Below are 17,441 nucleotides of genomic sequence, written 5' to 3'. Positions count from 1 at the left end.
TTCGATTAGTAATTTTCAGGCGCAAAGATAGTTTATTTATAGATTAATAAGAATAGTGATGCGATATATTCTATTCACATTTGTTGTGTAATCTTATCTGTGTCTTTGCTTTATTCTCTCGGAAAAGATTTGTAGAAGACTATCTGATTATTGATTGAATGCAGAAACGGAATGGAATTCTTAATGATAACTTAATGATTTTTTATACGTTTGCGTACTTCGCTTCCGACCTAAAAAAAAGGTTAAGATTGGTTTAGAGTCTGTTTAAACTTTGTTCAACAATAATTTTATAGTCGGTATTTCAAGACAAAAGTTCGTTCTATTACCCGACGTTGTTTGATCGTTCTGAAACCACCTTTAAATATTGTTTTAAGTATCCTACAAACAGATTGTTTTACAATAATTCATTGAAATTTAAACAGACTCTTAGTCCTTAATTTATATCTCCTATCTCATCAGCTTATTGTGCTGAATGCAGTCCTAACTTATTTCCTTCTGTATCCATAAATAGTGCAAAAAATCCCATTTCAGGACTGATTAGGGTTTTCTCTACAATGATTTCCCCTCCATTTTTGCTTACCTTTTCGAGCATTGGTTGTAGGTCATTTCCTGCATTCAAGTAAAGAACCGCTCCATCACTTGTCGGTTTGTAATCGTTGCCTTTGACTAAAACTACATTTACGGTTTCCCCGTCACTCGGCAAAACCCCCATTTGTGTTCCGTCCATATCGACTTCTTCGATCGTAATGCCTAAGATCGTTTGATAAAAATGAACTGCTCTTGAGAAGTCTGTTGTTGGAATTTCTACTATTGAAATTAAATTACGCATAATTTTTTATCTTTTGTTATTTTTACAAATTAGATTGATTAGAAATTGCAAAGATAAAATACCGTTAATCTTCAAAATTGTAAAAATGCGACAGCCTTAATCTTTTTTGTAGAAAAGGGATGACAGCACATTTTGTCTATCTTCTAAAAACTCCTTAGGATTGGTTCCTGTAAATTCTTTAAAATCTTTGATAAAGTGCGCCTGGTCGTAATATTCGTTTTCGTAAGCGATTTGAGTGAGTGTTTCGGTTTTATGGTTGAGTAACATTTTCAGAGCCGTTTGCAGCCGGATTACTTTTCCTAATTGTTTGGGGCTGATTCCGATTTGCTTCATAAAATTTCTTTCCAATTGTCTGCGCTTGGATAAATTTTCTTTGAGGATTGTACTAATCGATGAATTTCCATTTGTTAAGAAAAGTGTATCAATAGTTGATTTTACAATATTGTCGATTGTCGCTTTCTCGTTGATTTTGTTCAATAAAAAAGTTTCGACAATCTTAATTCTTTGTTGCGTGTCAGTTGCGTGAATGATGTTTTGTTCCAACTCGTTTGCTTTTGTTACTTCAAAAAGCTCAGTGATCGGGGTTTCCTTATTTGCAAGATCTTTGATAGACGTTTTTACAAAATTTGCAAAACCGTAAGGATAGAAACGAACCGCAAAAGTATTTACATAGCCTATTGGTTGAATGTAAAAAGGGTCTATGATCTGACCAAGAACCATTGCACGAGGTTGGAGTATAAATTCACATTCGGAAGTAAAACGTCTAATATCGTCTCCGAGAATAAAAGCCATTTCCAAACAGCCATCGGGTACAATTCGTTGTTTCTCTGCGTTGTTTTCGGCAGGAACTTCCAACGTCCAGTAACATTTAACTAATGATTTAAGGACACTGCTTGGTTCAAATGTTTCGTAGTGCATTTTTGCTAAGAGTCTGTTTAAATTTCAATGAATTGTTGTAAAATAAGTTTTTTATCATATCTATCGTTTGAATTGGTTGTGAGTGAAATTTATCCAACCGACATAACCGATAACCAATCACAATATATTGAAAAAAGTTTATTATGGAAAGAGCTAAACGAAAACATGATGTAAAAGAGATATTTAACAATGTTTTCTAGTTGGTAGAAACAAGCTATTAATGACAAATGTAACCTAAAGATTATTCTAAATGAGAACCGGTGTATTATTATCGCAAATGATTATTCGATGAAGAGTTTGGTCTATTAATGCGTAAATTCCGAGATCTGTCAGATTTAGGCGTAAGCAAAACAGGGAAGCCAGTTTAGGTATACTGGATAGTCAAGGTGTCAAGTGAGGGAATAATAAGGCTGTCAATAATTATATTTGTTTTAAATATGAAGTTTTATAACATTTAAGAGAAAATAGTTTTAGAAGAAGTCGAATTATTTCATATATTTATGTGTTTTGAAGTATGAAGATTGGATTTTAATACAAATAAGGTAATAAAATGATAGAAATGGATTCAAAAGAGATACAAACTGAAGCAGGTTCGATAACCAAAACTATTGCTCTATGGATACAAGATTTTTTGATAGGATTGGGCGTTCCCGAACAAGGGATAATATATACCAAACTGATTGTGTTATTTGCATTAGTTGTAATAATAGTATTGTGCTTGCAATACTTATTAAGGAGGATATTGCTTTTTGTTTTTCATAGAGCGGTTAATATAACAAAACTATCTTTTATTAATTATACAATAGAAAACAGGTTGCCGCATTATCTTGCACTGATAGGCCCTTATTCTTTTGTGAGAGGAACGATTCCTGTGATATTTTATGATTTCCATACGATGATTACCCCGATGCTTAAAGCTACGGATGTATATATGGTATTCATGGTTATCTGGATTATAATGTCAATTGTTCGGTCATTTGGTGGTGTTTTGCAAGAAAAGCCAGCTTTCCAGAACAAACCTATGAAAAGTTATTTTCAGGTTGTTCAAATCGTATTGTTTATTTTTGGAGCCGTTGTTATCTACTCTATCCTCACAGGCAAGTCGGCTACTACATTTTTTGCTGCGATGGGAGCGGCTTCTGCTATTCTGATGTTATTATTCCAAGATTCAATAAAGGGATTTGCCGGGAGTATCCAGGTTACAACGAATAATATGGTTCAAATCGGTGATTGGATTACGATGAACAAATATGGTGCAGATGGCAATGTAGAAGAGATAAATCTTACAACCGTTAAAATCAGAAATTTTGATAAAACAATAACAACCGTACCTACTTATGCCTTGATTTCCGACTCGTTCCAAAACTGGAGAGGAATGCAGGATTCGGGAGGAAGACGTTTTCGTAGAGCACTGAACATAAAACATAATACAATACGATTTCTAACTGATGACGAGCTGGAGAAGTATAAAGAGATTGATGGGTTAAAAGAGTATATCACAGCTAAACAAAAGGAGTTTTCGAAGATGCCTAAGCGAGAGGGCTTATTATCAAATATGTATCGGATAACAAATAGTGACTTGTTTCTTCAGTATGGGATATATTATTTACGCAACCATCCGAGGATTGATAAGAACCTCACTTTGCTGGTAAGACAATTGCCTCCCGGACCTCAAGGGTTACCAATAGAACTATATACCTTTACTAATACTACCGTATGGGCCGAATATGAACTTATATTATCTGAAATAGTAAATCACTTTATTGGCATTGTCAAATATTTTGATCTCACAATATTTGAAGAATCTTCCGGAAGTGATATTTTTGATGTATATATCAAGGAAAATGTAAAATAGTAAATTTTGGATTCTCTTACTGGGAGCGCCTTTTCGTAAATTATAATAGCGAAAAGGCATTTTTTTTGTAAATGAATGTTATTTATTTTTTAAAAAACGTTAATATTGTAAATTAATTTGGTCGCATTGTGCGCTTATAATAAGTGTGCTTATTACTTTTGTCCCGAAATATAAAAACTATTGAATGGTGGGAAATTGTAATAAGTTAGAAGATTCCAATGATGATATAGGTTATTTAATTTGGAAAGTTTCTAAATATTGGCAGAGAGGGAAGCTCCGCCTGTTAGGTGAATTTGGTCTAACAGGGTCACAATTGGAGTTGCTTGGAGCGATCTATCATATGTCGAGAGAAAATACTGAAGCTACACAAATTATTCTGTCGCAAGAGACAGGCATTGATCCTATGACTACTTCTACTATATTAAGAAATCTTCAAAAGAAAGGCCTTATAAGTAGAAGGGAAAGCGCAACAGATACCAGAGCCCGGATTGTGGAAGTGACCAAATCAGGCTCGGAACTCTTCGAAAGAGCTATTGCTAAAGTAAGGGAAGGGCAAAGCTTATTATTTGAGAATATTGATTGTGAGGCACTGAAAACTCAATTACAGATTCTTTTACAAGAAATAGAACGATTTAATAAAGTAACAACAGGTAATTAAATATTGATTAGGTATGAATTTAAGACAGATTGTTTTTGGAGCAATGGCTCTAATGGTTATAACATCATCTTGTGGTGGAGGAGCCAATCCTTTTGCGCAGACTAATACGGCACCGCAAGAATATAAAACAGCCGTGCTAAGTGAAGAAAGTGTAGAGCTGGAGTCTGTATATCCGGTTACTATCAAAGGCCAGGAAGATATTGAGATCAGACCGCGTATAGATGGATTTATTGATGCTATTTATATAGACGAGGGGTCTGTAGTAAGAAAAGGGCAAGCATTGTTTAAGATTAACTCGCCTTCAGCTATCCAGGCTGTAACAACAGCGAAGGCTGCAGTAGCTAGTGCCGAAGCTCAGTTACAAACAGCGAAACTGAATGTAGACAGAATTAAACCATTGGCGGACAAAGGCATTGTTAGTACAACACAGTTGGCAACTTATCAAAATGCATACAATGTGGCTCTGGCAACAAAGAACCAGGCTGAGGCTACTTTGGCAAATGCTAATGCAACATTAGGCTGGACAAATGTGACAAGCCCTGTTGATGGAGTTGTTGGAACCATCGCCTTTCGTCAGGGAAGCTTGGTTAATAACTCAAATGTTTTAACTACAGTTTCGAGCATAGGAAGTGTGTTTGCTTATTTCTCATTGAATGAAAAAGATCTTGTTTCCTTGTTAGCTAACTTGCCGGGAAAAAATCAGGCTGAAAAGATAAAAAATCTGCCTAAGGTATCGCTGAGAATGGCTGATGGAACAATGTATCCGGAAAAAGGAGTTATTAAAACGATATCAGGTCAGGTGAATGTAACTACCGGCTCTGTAAACCTAAGAGCTGAATTTACTAATTCTGAAGGTCTTTTGCGTAGTGGTTTCAGCGGAAATCTTTTGATTCCTAAACACATTGAAAAGGCTCTTGTTGTACCGCAGGCAGCTACATTGACCAAACAAAATAAATTGCTCATTTATAAAGTTGTTAGTGATTCTATAGCTGTTCAAACTCTTATAGATGTTGCTGCTACGCCTGATGGCAAAAGATACGTTGTTACAAGCGGGCTTGCGCCTAACGACCGAGTTGTAGTAGACGGTATTGCAACATTGTCTGACAGTGCTAGAATTATTGTCAAGAAATAGATAATTTATTTAATAAATAAAATAAGGAAATAATGTTAAAGACATTTATAGAAAGACCTGTGCTTTCTACTGTTATTTCTGTCATCATTGTAGTATTAGGTATTATTGGGTTGGCAACGTTGCCAATAGAACAATATCCGGATATTGCACCTCCGACAGTACAGGTTCAGGCTACCTATCCGGGTGCAAATGCGGATGTGGTATTGAATAGTGTGGTTATTCCCCTCGAAGAACAGATAAACGGTGTGGAAGGGATGACATATATGACATCGTCAGCCAGTAATGGTACGGCTACCATTAAGATACTCTTTAAGCAAGGAGTTAATCCGGACATTGCATCTGTAAACGTACAAAATCTAGCTGCACGTGCTACACCGTTGCTTCCGCAAGAGGTGACTCAGCTAGGGGTAATTGTATCAAAACAGCAGAATAGTACACTATTAGGTTTGACTTTGAGCACAAATAACCCTGATTATGATGGTCAATTCCTTCAGAATTATGCTAACATTAATATCTTACCTCAGATAAAGCGTGTATATGGTGTTGGTAATGCCAGTGTGTTTGGCGCAAGGGACTACTCGATGCGTGTTTGGTTAAAGCCTGACGTAATGGCTGCATATAAGATTTCTATACAAGAGGTTTCAGCAGCATTAGTAGATCAAAATATAGAAGCAGCACCGGGTGAATTGGGGCAAAATAGTGATCAGTCGTTCCAATATACCATGAGATATACAGGAAAACTGAAAACCGAAGAAGAATTTGGTAATATCATACTACGCTCTCAAGACGGACAAATTTTGAGATTGAAGGATATTGCTAAAGTTGAGCTGGGTTCGTTGAGCTATAGCGTTGTTTCAGAAACAGACAAAAATCAGTCTGTATTTATAATGATCAACCAGACTGCAGGATCAAATGCACAGGAGGTTATTAAGAATGTTAAGGCTGTATTGAATGATGCTGAAAAAACATTGCCTTCGGGAGTTAAGATCAATTATATAATGGACTCCAGTGAGTTTTTGGATGCATCTATAGAGAAAGTAATCCATACGTTGATTGAAGCCTTTATATTGGTGTTTATAGTCGTGTTTGTATTCTTGCAGGATATAAGATCTACTCTTATTCCGGCTATAGCTGTTCCTGTTGCCATTATCGGTACATTCTTTTTCTTACAGGTGTTTGGGTTCTCTATAAATCTATTGACACTGTTTGCTCTCGTGTTAGCTATCGGTATTGTGGTAGATGATGCCATTGTCGTCGTCGAGGCGGTACATGCGCAGCTCGATGCCGGAGAAAAAGATCCGAAAGTAGCTACGATGACTGCCTTGAAAGAAATTGCACCTGCCATTATATCTATTACACTTGTAATGTCGGCGGTGTTTATTCCGGTCAGCTTTATTGGAGGGACTTCAGGTATATTCTTTAAGCAGTTCGGGCTAACTCTTTCTATTGCAATTCTTATTTCGGCGATCAATGCATTGACGTTAAGTCCTGCTTTGTGTGCTCTCTTTTTGAAGCCACATGATGAGGAGCATAAGAGCAAAAGTTTCATCCAACGCTTCTATTATTACTTTAATATGACTTTCAACAGTGCGACTCAAAAGTACAAGAAGAGTCTTCACTTCCTTGGAAGAAAAGGACATCGTTGGATTACAGTAGCTATAATCATCGTATCGTCAGTTGTTTTATTCGGATTGATGAAGCTGTTACCTACAGGTTTTGTGCCTAATGAGGATAGTGGTGGTGTTCTTGCCTTTGTAACATTACCTCCGGGATCTTCTTTAGAGAGAACAGATTCTGTTGTTAGCGAGGTTGTTAAAATAGCTCATGATATAGAAGGTGTAAAGAGTGTTACAAACATTACAGGGGTTAACTTTATGGCTGGTATGAACAGTTCTTATGGTACCCTAGTAGTGAAAATGGAACCTTGGAATGACCGTAAATTGTCAACAAACGAAGTGTCTGCTATCCTCAAAGAAAAGACAAGCAAGATAAAGGGCGCTACTTTCTTCTTTGTGGCCACTCCAACCCTTCAAGGTTTTGGTTTGGGAGCAGGCGTTGAGATGCAATTGCAAGACCGTACGGGAGGTGATATCAACAAATTTAATGATGTTGCTCAAAATATCCTTCAAAAACTGCGGGCTAGAAATGATGTTGTCCTTATGGCCATGACTAACTTTAACCCTGCTTTCCCTCAGAAAGAGATATCGGCCGATTTGCCAAAAATAAAAGCTGCCGGTCTTACTCTTAGTGAAGTAATGGGATCATTGCAGGCTTATGTAGGAAGTTCATATGCTTCAACGTTCAACTTGTATGGAAAACAATTTAGGGTGGTACTGCAAGCATCTCCTGAATATAGAAGAAAATGGGATGATTTGAGTGGTTTGTTTGTGAAGACAAAATCCGGAGAGATGGCTCCAATTACAGAATTTCTTCATGTAGAAGATATTGTTGCTCCTCCAACATTGAGCCGATTCAATATGTATTCATCTATCGACTTGACCGTTATACCTAACCTAATTGACGGAAAGAGTACCGGTGACGTATTACGTCTATTGGAAGAATGGTCTCAAGATAAGACTATTTTCCCTGATGGATATACTTTCGAATATTCAGGTATGACTCGAGAGGAGGCTGGTAGTGGAAGCCAAACAATATTAATATTTGGCATTTGTTTGATATTCGTTTATTTATTGCTGTCAGCCTTGTACGAGAGTTACATTATACCATTGGCCGTGTTATTCTCTTTGCCGGTGGGTCTTGCCGGAGTATTTATATTCTTGATGATATTCGGTCTTTCGCGAGGAATTGTAAATAACATATACGTCCAAATATCGATGATTATGTTAATCGGGTTGCTGGCAAAGAATGCTATCCTTATTGTGGAATATGCATTACAGCGACGTCAGCAAGGTATGAGTATTGTGGAAGCTGCCGTAAACGGAGCTGTAGCACGTCTTCGCCCGATCTTGATGACTTCCTTTGCTTTCATTGCAGGTATATTACCACTGATGTTTGCATCAGGAGCAGGGGCCATAGGTAACAGATCGATCGGTATTAGTGCTGTAGGGGGTATGTTTATTGGGACTATGCTTGGGGTACTGGTTATTCCTTCCCTATATATTATATTCCAGACAATACAGGATAAGATAAGTAAATCGGGTATGATTAACTCTAATGATGAGTTTATTAATAAAAACCAATAACAATGAAGAGAAAATATATAAAAGGTGTGGTTCTGTTGGGAGTAATACTCTCAATGGGATTCACCTCCTGCGGAATAGTAAGTAACTATAAAGCTCCTGAAATAGACTCGCAAGATATGTTTAGGGGAGAAAATCCCACAGATACTACTACGATTGCAAATATCCCGTGGAGGGAATATTTTACAGATCCTGCCCTTCAGGCTCTTATTGATGAAGGATTGGCTAATAACTTTGATATGAGAATAGCTTATACCAGAATCCAACAAGCTGAAGCAGGTCTGGTGGTTGCTAAATCTGCGTATTTCCCAACTATAGCTTTAGCCGGTCAGGTGACGCACACACGAGGAAGTATTAAAAACGGAAAAGAGAGAGTATTAGGATATGAAACCGGCACTCAGTTTGGATTGGGTTTTGCCGTACAATGGGAAGCCGATCTTTGGGGAAAACTTAGTAGCAAGTCGAGAGCTCAGTACGCTAATTTGGTTAGTACTCATGCTTATCGTAACTTGATACAAACTTCATTGGTTGCCAATATCGCAACTACTTATTATTCCCTATTGGCTTTAGACGAGCAACTAAAGATTACGAAAGAGACCATAGGTTTGCTTAAAGAATCTACGGCTACTATGACCGATATGATGCAGGCTGGATTGCTCAACCGTGCAGGTGTTAAACAGAGTGAAGCATTATTGTATAATACGCAAGTTAGCGTGCCTACACTTGAGAGCCAAATAAGAAAATTAGAGAATTCTCTTTCTGTTCTTGTTGGTCGCAAGCCAGGTCCGGTATATAGAACTGCTATCAAAGATCAACCTGTTCCTTCTCATTTGCAATATGGCATACCAGCACAAATGTTGGCGAAGCGTCCAGATGTAATTCAAGCTGAAATGGGATTCAGATATGCATTTGAAATGAGGAATGTTGCTCAGCGATCTTTGTATCCTTCATTAACATTGGGTACGTCAACAATAGGTTATGCTTCTAATACATTGTCTCAGTTTTTTCAACCAGCCAATATATTAGCTAATATAGTAGGAGGCTTAACTCAACCTATTTTTGCAGGAAATCAGTTGAGAGGACAATATAAAGTGGCTAAAGCTCAACAGGAAGAAGCACTGTTAACATTTGAACAAACAGTCTTAAAAGCAGGACAAGAAGTTTCTGATATAATGTATACTTACGAATCATCGTTACGTAAAAACGAAGATAGAGCCAAGCAAGTGGAAGCCCTCTTTACTGCGGTGGATGATACTAAAGTTTTGCTGAAAGCCGGAGAGGCGAATTATACAGAGGTGCTAAACGCAGAGCAAAATCTGTTGCAAGCTCAACTTGGCCAGGTAAATGACAAGCTCGAACAGCTTCAGGCAACTGTTAATTTATACAGGGCGCTTGGAGGAGGTGTAGAGTAATACAATCTGAAACATACCAAATATTTAATAAGGATATTCGTGATGAATATCCTTATTTTTTTAGGCTGACATTTTATCAATTTAACTAAAAAATATTTTTATTTAAGATTTGGCTGTCCTATTTTTTTATTGTAACTTGCCTCCTGAAGAACGACATAGAGCAAAGTTGAAGACAAATAAAGCTCATAATTATATAAAAAGGAATAGTTGAAAAATACAGGAGTGAAAGGATCATTCTTGTATCTTTTGTTTTATAGTTAAGGATTTTATTAAATCAATTTATGTGAACTGAACTATCTGAAAATTCCTGAAATTATTATCTAATGTATACGAAACCGGATGGCAATCACTGAAAATTGTACTTATTATTTTTTTAGGTAAAAAGAGATTTTTGCTGTATAGTGTATTCGCTATAGCCAAATGAAATAAATGAAAGATGAGACAAGATAATGATCTACATAAGCTACTAAACTTATTTTTAATAACCTTAATTGCTTTGGTCTTGCTTATTTGGTTTTGGACAAAGTAAGATTTAATACAAATAAACAACATAAATTAATTGATTGATTTTAAATTTCTTTAAGCTTGATGATTCTTAGGCGTTTTGAATAAAAAATCAACTATATCTGGTTCTGATTGCCAGCAATCCGTTCGGTTAGTTCAGTAAAAGAATAAAGACTTTTGCAACCAATTAAAGGTGAAATGATTATAATTAATGGAAATTGTAAAAAATAAATTTTGCTATGAAGAAAAGCATTCTTGTATTGATTCTTTGCTGCTTGGTTTGTATAGGCTATGTTTATCTGTGCTTTAAGCCAATTATTATTCATAAACCTTATGTTCAATATAAATTCTTGGCTGACAGTCTCTATAATCCTATTGATACAATAGATTTTTCTCTAGGGAAGAATAAAATTATTATTTATACTAGCGTTCAAGATGTTACTTTTTTACCTGATAATATTAAAAAATGGACAATATTAGAGTGTCGAAATAATAAAACGATAGAGAGAGTCAAAAACAATTTTGTATTTGAGAGAATAAATAATAATATTGCAGAAACAACGGATTTTAATAGTAGAATATTTTTTTTCAAAAACAATGAATTAGTATTTTCGGATAAGTTTATGGTAGAAAGAAGTATTTTTTTGCATTTTAAGAATACAGGTTGGGTCTTGGCAACAAATTATAATGAGTTGATAGGGTGTTTTTCCGAATTCAGACCTGTTTATTTCCCCATTATCAAATAGGCCATCCTAACAAGTTAATTATATATAGTGATAAACTTTACAGTAATTTTTTTTGTTTCGGAATTTAAAAAGGAAGAGGTACAAATAAAAATTATATTTTACACAGAATATATATGCTTTAGAATTTCTTTGCTAATATTTCATTCAATATCGATGAAGTCTGATTGTATAGAGTTATTTTTTCATTAATTGTAAAACTTCGAGCAATACATTCGAACATATTGTGAACACTGTCAAAACAAAAAAGGTTGCCCATATTAGACAACCTTTCTTCTATATGTATTTTCAATAAATTCTACTTTTCCAATTCATTCAAGTTCTCATCAAGAGCCTCTATTTTCTTAACAAGCAACTCCATTTCTTCTTTCAGCTTTTCAATCTTATTATTTACATCCTTCAACAGTCCGCTTGCCCCTTTAGACGAAATAGACAGGAAGTTCATGTTGTTTTCATAAGTCTGAAGATCTGATTTCACTTTATTGTACTGATGCATCAAATGATCACGCTCTCTGTACAAAGCTCTCTTAGGGTTATCCTGTTTCGAGATGTCTTTTATATTCGACTTGAAGGATTCGAAGCGACGTTCTGTCTTATCTACTTTAAGACGATCATAATGAGCATCAACAGCCTGATGGAATTCTTTATAAATTTTATCCTTTTCTTTGAATGGAACAAAACCGATCTTATGCCATTCGTCTGCTAACTCACGCACCTTAGCGATAAGTTCAGATGAATCCAAAGACTGATCAACATTTTTGATCTTCTCTATTATTTCTTTTTTAGCAGCCAGGTTGTCCAATTCTTCGCTCTTCTGAGAAGACTCATTCTTCTTCTTTTGTTCGAAGAAATAATCGCAAGCCGTTACAAATTCTTTCCATATAGCATCCGAATATTTGCGAGGCACAGGCCCTATAGTCTTCCACTCTTTCTGTATAGCAATCAACTTATCTGTTGTAGATTTCCAGTCAGTACTGTCTTTTAGGGCTTTTGCTTGTTCTGTCAATGCACGTTTCTTGTCCAGATTTTCGTCCATTTCGCCTCTCACACCCTTAAAAAATTCACTCTTCTTTTCGAAAAATGCATCGCACAACGAACGGAACTCTTCAAATATCTGATTATTTACTTTTTTAGGGACAAAACCGATTGTCTTCCACTTAGCCTGAAGCTCTATCACTTCCTTGCTCTTTTCATCCCATTCTTTGAAAGAAGTCAAAGTAGAATAATCTATGTTTTTCAAGGCTTCACAAATTGCAGTCTTTTCAACCAGATTTTCTTCTTCCCTACCTTTGAGTGACTCGAAATGAGTCTGATATTTTTTATTTATAGCTGTAGAAGCATTCTTAAATCGAGTCCAAATTTCTTCTCTCAGTTCTCTGGCAACAGGACCTATCTCGCGCCATTGCTGATGGAAATTCTGTAACTGATGAAAAGCTGAAACCGAATCAGTATCATCTATCAGTTTTTCTACCGACTCGCAAATCGCATTTTTGAGTTCAAGATTCTTCTTGAAATCATAATCACGAAATTCATTGTTGATCTTTATCAGATCATAAAACTTCTCTGTATATATTTGATAAGATTTCCACAATTCTTTCTCTTTCGACTGAGGAACCGAGGTTACATCATTCCATCCCTGCTGTAAGTCTTTAAACTCTTTATACAGCTTATTGAAGTCATCAGAACTTTCGGTCAAGTTCTTAATTGACTCTATTATCTGAAGTTTTTTATTATAATTTTCTTCTTTAAGATTTTCTTCGGCTGCTGCCTGGCTTGCACGTTTTTCTTTTAATTCACTCAAGAAAGTTTTCAGCACATCCTCACTCGGATCAGGTGCAGGAACAAATGCTTCGGCATCGTTTCCGGCTTCAATAAATTCGGCCTTTTGCTCTTCTATAGCAGCAGAACGCAACTTATAAAAAGCTTGCTTAAGCGACTCTACTTCAGCTCTCGAAGGAATTTCAGTTTGTGCGGTCAAGTTTTTTAATTTTTCAATTATCTCATCTTTGGTCAAAGATACTTGCTTTGCCACCGAAGTCTCTGTAGATGTTTCCGATTGCTCTTTCGCTTCCTCTTCAACAGATTGGTTTGTAACTTCCTCTGGTAGATTATTTTCTGGCAATTCAGGATTTAGGTTCTCGTTCATATAGTTAGTTTTTAGGATGAAAGGCATAGCCTCTAGTAATTCATAAGGCAAATTAATGATTTTTTTTTGTTATTTCAACTATCTGAGCACACCTTTTTTAGTTTTTGATGCCAAAAGCTCATTTTTCATCTTTTTTCTTTCAAACGCTGCTTTCTTCTTTCTTCCGCTTCACGCTCTTTTTGTTTGCGTTCCTGTTCTTTAACCTTCTCTTTTTCCTTCCGTTCTTTTTCCCGCTGACGCAAGCGTTCTTTCTGTTCACGTTCCTTTTGCTTACGATCTGCCTCTTTCTGCTTACGGACATCTTCACGAGCCTTCACAGCAGCTTTGGCTGCATCTTCTTTTTGCTTCTCTTCCAGTCGTTTTTGTTCCTCAGCCTGCTTATTCGCAGTCTTAATGGAATCTTCGAGTGCTTTTTCTACATTCGCTATCGAGTCTGTTCGGGCTTTCTCTACTTTGTTTATAGAATCTAAGCGGATTCTTTCTATTGCCTTTTCTTGTTTTTCTTGTTCTTTACGCAACTTCTCATCTTCCTTCAGCGCTTGCTTTTCTTCTTTTGTCAGTTTTTCCCGATTCTTGTATCGGTCAAACAAACTCTTAATACCATCAACAGGATTGCTGACAACATTAGATATATCATCTATAACGTTATTTATTTCTCCGGCTTTTTGTAATTGATCTTTCGACAACAAGTCATCCCCTGTTATCTGTTTATCATTTACTTTCGTTTCAGGTTGTTTTTGTACAGGCTTTTCAGGCACGACAGGTCTTTGTGGTATAATTACAGGTTCTTTTACCGGTTCTTCAAGCTCTTTAACTTTACTCTCCTCTTTAACCTCAACAGCTTCTGCTATTTCTACAGGCTGGGTAGATTCCATATACTTATCACCACTCCATGAAGCTATCAACTGAGGGAATTGTTCTGCATAATGCTCTCTAAAGTATGCCATGTATTGCTCTAAGCCAAGACGAGGAAGCACATTGATATAATTATCTGTTGATATCGGCACTACAAGAATTGCCGTATCGAGGTGCTGTATGAGCCCTTCTTTGCTGTATGCTTTTGAGAGATATGATCTTATTGCAGCAAAAGAATTAAATCCTTTCATATGCAATACCTCATACGGCGAATCTGTATCGAAGCTCAGGTCGAATGTCTGAATAACATAATTGGTAAAGTTATAATCAGCCACCTGATAGAGTAATTCGTTTCGGTCTATCGTCTTTGGTTTAAACATCAGCATCAACACATAAGGCACATCCAACGTGTCGGAGTATTGCAACGTTTTTCCTTTAGAAGCAAGCAAAGAATCAGCACCCTGATACGCCTTACTCCAGTCGAATCCGGTGACGGGAGAACCATCCGAGAGTAATATTTTCCCACTTTTCAGGCGTTCGAGTATTTCGCCGGCCAAAGGAGTAATATCAGACTTCGGATACTTCTTCACTAAATCCGTCAAGTTCGCTTCCAGATTGCCCGCATCACGTTCTTGGGCATAAGTCAATGCATTCAGTAAAGTAAAATTAGACATCAAGTCAGTAAACGGATACTTGGTATTCATCGCTGTATAATTGCGCCTTACAGTTTCCACATCTGCATGTTGGTATGCTTTATAAGCTTCGTTGTAGAGCGAATCCTGCAAGCTAGCCATGTTTCGGAAATTCCATTCATAGTCGGGTTGAGAAACAGGCCCGGCGTACTTACCCGATGCAAACTCATTCATCAGTTTAGATCGGTATGTAGCCATCATATTATTATCTCCCAAACGCATATAAATAAGGAACAGTTGATAGTAAATTTCTTCCAGGTTAGGCGTATTAGGGAAGCGGTGTATATTTGTATTAAAGGCATCGATAGCCAAATCCATATCTTGCAACTTATCTTTATATATCAGCCCCATCTTATACAAGGCATCCTCGATAAGGACATTTGATTCTGTAATAGCTTCGGGAGTCAGAGGTAATTGTTGCAAATAATACTCAACGGAGTATACGTCATCAACGGCATTCTTTGGTTTGTTGAGTTCTTCATTCTGAGCTTGAAGCTCCTTTATCCGATGCACTTCTGTATTCAGAGAATCGGTTTCTTGCGCGGCATCTACCTCATCAAAAATCGCTGTAGAGCGCTTATTACGTCTGCGCCAATCATCTTCCAGCTTACGATTTCCCCATTGTTGTTGAAATACTATCTTACCCTGATTTACTGCTTGTTCGTTATAGAAATAGAATGTAGCTGCACCTTGCTGTGTAATAACAGGGGGGGCTACCGGAGTCTTATTTGATTGGTCAAACAGTTGTTCATTTATATCATCCCAAGACGATATGCGCTCCTGTCGTTCTTCGATCCGCCTTTGGGTATCTTCTTCTTTTTGTCTTTTTGCTTCTTCTTTTTTAAGATCTTCTATTTTTTCATTGATAATGCGAAAACGTTCCTCTTCGGGAAGTTGAGCTATATATTGCAAACTATCTTGTTCTTCTACTACTTTAACATGTACAACCAGTTCATCTAGTACACTCGACCTTAAAGCTACTTTTGGATAATCGTGATGAGATTTATTCAATTGAGGCAAAGCTTCTGAGTAACAAGGTTGAGCCAAGACAAATTTGCGCTTAAGAAAATATAGGTCTCCGAGTTTTATCTGAGCAATTGCCTTGTCGTATCCATTACGGGTACTCTCTTTCACTCCTTTTTTATAGCTTTCAATAGCCTTCAAGGTATCTGTTTTCTCAAGATATATATCTCCCAAAGTAGTATATATCTGATCGAGATATTCTTTGTTACGTGATTTCTTAGACATACCCGACAGTATGGATAGAGCCTTTGTCTTTGCCGGAGAGTCATCCAGCTCTATTTGTCTGAGTTGTGCATTGAATGTATACTTATAAGGTGTACTCATACCCTTAACGGACGCGAACGCCTTATCTGCTTTCGCTTTGTCTCCCAGCTGAGCATAAAGCTGTCCCAAAAGATATTTCATGCGGGTCTTTTGATGCTTGTTATGTTCGTTCTTTATGGCTATCTCCAATTGAGGTATGGCAGCATCATACTCATTATTACAAACCAGATAATTGGCTTTCACCAATGCATAAAAACCTTTATGCTTTTCGGGGGCTCCTCCTGCTATCTCTATTTTATGTAAGATATCTCCGGCTTCATACATCCATCCCATTTCAGTATATGCACGTGCTATCCACAACTGACACTCAGCTACAATCTCGGGATTGGTACTGTATATCTTGGTTATATACAGGAACGTACTGACAGCCTGCAAATAGTTCCCGTCCTGAAATTCAGCTTTCGCCAGCAACAACCATACCTGATCCATAAACGGAGTATATTCTTTTTGACGAAGCCACGCCTGATATTCGGAATCGTTTCGCCTATCGGGATCACGTTTGGGTCTTGCGGTTATCGAATGTAGTTTGATTGCTTTAGTTGTCTTGTCTATAGTGGTTGTAAAATTCCCCGATGATGCACCAAGTGAGTCAGTACTTTTTGGGAAAATATAGACCAATTGCGAAAGATTGTCTTCCCTCCCCTTCTCTTTTGCTTCGAGAGCCTCTTTGTACGCTATATCAGCATTGTAGTGTATATTATAGCGTGTATTCACCGAATGGTAAAAACGTGTCAAGGCGGTGTTCTTCTTATTAGAACATGACGATGTGATAAGGAAGATAAACAATACACCAAATCCTATGTATAGTGTACGTACTAGATTATTTTGTGACACGTATAAACCAACAGCTGATTAATCATATATAAAACACAAAAATAAGCATTTTATTGTTTTATATCCTATCATCGCTTTTGTGCAAGTCTTCAATTATCAATATCCGGATTTAATCATATACTATCTAATATGAAACAGATATAGTCAAGCCCCAAAGAATGGTTACCAAGAGCTAAAAAATAAGCTTTCAGCTATACAAACTTAACGTGTACATATATAAACCAGTACCAGCACAAGGAAAAGTGCAGCAGATACAATTAACATTGCTTTTCTCATATTCATTTATGGTATTAGGATTTCCACGAAGATATAAGAT

The 17,441-nt window shown here is 36.7% G+C and carries 10 protein-coding genes; 6 read left to right on the top strand and 4 right to left on the bottom strand.

What is annotated here, in order from left to right:
• Positions 1-460: 460 nt before the first annotated feature.
• Positions 461-829, bottom strand: a complete 369-nt coding sequence (locus tag PKC55_RS02015; RefSeq protein WP_291124303.1) for a VOC family protein — start codon at positions 827-829, stop codon at positions 461-463.
• A gap of 96 nt (positions 830-925) precedes the next feature.
• Entirely contained in the window at positions 926-1,747 is an 822-nt protein-coding gene (locus tag PKC55_RS02010) for an AraC family transcriptional regulator (protein WP_291124301.1), read from the bottom strand.
• 559 nt (positions 1,748-2,306) lie between these two features.
• Between PKC55_RS02010 and PKC55_RS02005 the strand changes: the two genes are divergently transcribed.
• The 6 genes from PKC55_RS02005 (at position 2,307) to PKC55_RS01980 (ending at position 11,254) form a co-directional block, all read left to right on the top strand.
• A complete protein-coding gene (locus PKC55_RS02005; RefSeq protein ID WP_135105063.1) occupies positions 2,307-3,602 on the top strand; it encodes a mechanosensitive ion channel family protein in 1,296 nt (431 codons plus the stop codon).
• Between the two features lie 184 nt (positions 3,603-3,786).
• Positions 3,787-4,260, top strand: a complete 474-nt coding sequence (locus PKC55_RS02000; RefSeq protein ID WP_135105064.1) for a MarR family winged helix-turn-helix transcriptional regulator — start codon at positions 3,787-3,789, stop codon at positions 4,258-4,260.
• A gap of 13 nt (positions 4,261-4,273) precedes the next feature.
• On the top strand, positions 4,274-5,392 hold the full coding sequence (locus tag PKC55_RS01995; RefSeq protein ID WP_291124299.1) for an efflux RND transporter periplasmic adaptor subunit: 1,119 nt from the start codon (positions 4,274-4,276) through the stop codon (positions 5,390-5,392).
• A gap of 32 nt (positions 5,393-5,424) precedes the next feature.
• Complete coding sequence (locus PKC55_RS01990) at positions 5,425-8,595, top strand: efflux RND transporter permease subunit (protein WP_324371624.1); 3,171 nt, start codon at positions 5,425-5,427, stop codon at positions 8,593-8,595.
• A 2-nt stretch (positions 8,596-8,597) separates the two neighbouring features.
• Positions 8,598-10,004 (top strand): efflux transporter outer membrane subunit, encoded by a 1,407-nt coding sequence (locus tag PKC55_RS01985; protein ID WP_135105067.1) that lies wholly within the window; start codon positions 8,598-8,600, stop codon positions 10,002-10,004.
• Between the two features lie 743 nt (positions 10,005-10,747).
• Positions 10,748-11,254, top strand: a complete 507-nt coding sequence (locus PKC55_RS01980) for a hypothetical protein (protein WP_291124293.1) — start codon at positions 10,748-10,750, stop codon at positions 11,252-11,254.
• A 295-nt stretch (positions 11,255-11,549) separates the two neighbouring features.
• On the opposite strand, the gene PKC55_RS01975 is transcribed toward PKC55_RS01980, so the two are convergent.
• The gene (locus PKC55_RS01975) at positions 11,550-13,397 is read right to left on the bottom strand and encodes a DUF349 domain-containing protein (protein ID WP_228093837.1); all 1,848 of its coding nucleotides are present in this window, start codon (positions 13,395-13,397) and stop codon (positions 11,550-11,552) included.
• A gap of 125 nt (positions 13,398-13,522) precedes the next feature.
• Positions 13,523-17,125, bottom strand: coding sequence for a type IX secretion system periplasmic lipoprotein PorW/SprE (porW, locus tag PKC55_RS01970; RefSeq protein WP_291124290.1), 3,603 nt, complete (start codon positions 17,123-17,125; stop codon positions 13,523-13,525).
• Positions 17,126-17,441 lie beyond the last annotated feature (316 nt).

This window comes from Dysgonomonas sp., from assembly GCF_035323175.1.
In the GTDB taxonomy this organism is placed as follows: Bacteria; Bacteroidota; Bacteroidia; order Bacteroidales; family Dysgonomonadaceae; genus Dysgonomonas.
Note: the sequence above shows the minus strand (reverse complement) of the source record. Positions and strands in the feature narration are given on the sequence as shown.

Coding starts and splice junctions, on each gene's coding strand:
- PKC55_RS02015 (WP_291124303.1), bottom strand. CDS start 829: ATGCGTAATTTAATTTCAATAGTAGAAATTCCAACAACAGACTTCTCA.
- PKC55_RS02010 (WP_291124301.1), bottom strand. CDS start 1,747: ATGCACTACGAAACATTTGAACCAAGCAGTGTCCTTAAATCATTAGTT.
- PKC55_RS02005 (WP_135105063.1), top strand. CDS start 2,307: ATGGATTCAAAAGAGATACAAACTGAAGCAGGTTCGATAACCAAAACT.
- PKC55_RS02000 (WP_135105064.1), top strand. CDS start 3,787: ATGGTGGGAAATTGTAATAAGTTAGAAGATTCCAATGATGATATAGGT.
- PKC55_RS01995 (WP_291124299.1), top strand. CDS start 4,274: ATGAATTTAAGACAGATTGTTTTTGGAGCAATGGCTCTAATGGTTATA.
- PKC55_RS01990 (WP_324371624.1), top strand. CDS start 5,425: ATGTTAAAGACATTTATAGAAAGACCTGTGCTTTCTACTGTTATTTCT.
- PKC55_RS01985 (WP_135105067.1), top strand. CDS start 8,598: ATGAAGAGAAAATATATAAAAGGTGTGGTTCTGTTGGGAGTAATACTC.
- PKC55_RS01980 (WP_291124293.1), top strand. CDS start 10,748: ATGAAGAAAAGCATTCTTGTATTGATTCTTTGCTGCTTGGTTTGTATA.
- PKC55_RS01975 (WP_228093837.1), bottom strand. CDS start 13,397: ATGAACGAGAACCTAAATCCTGAATTGCCAGAAAATAATCTACCAGAG.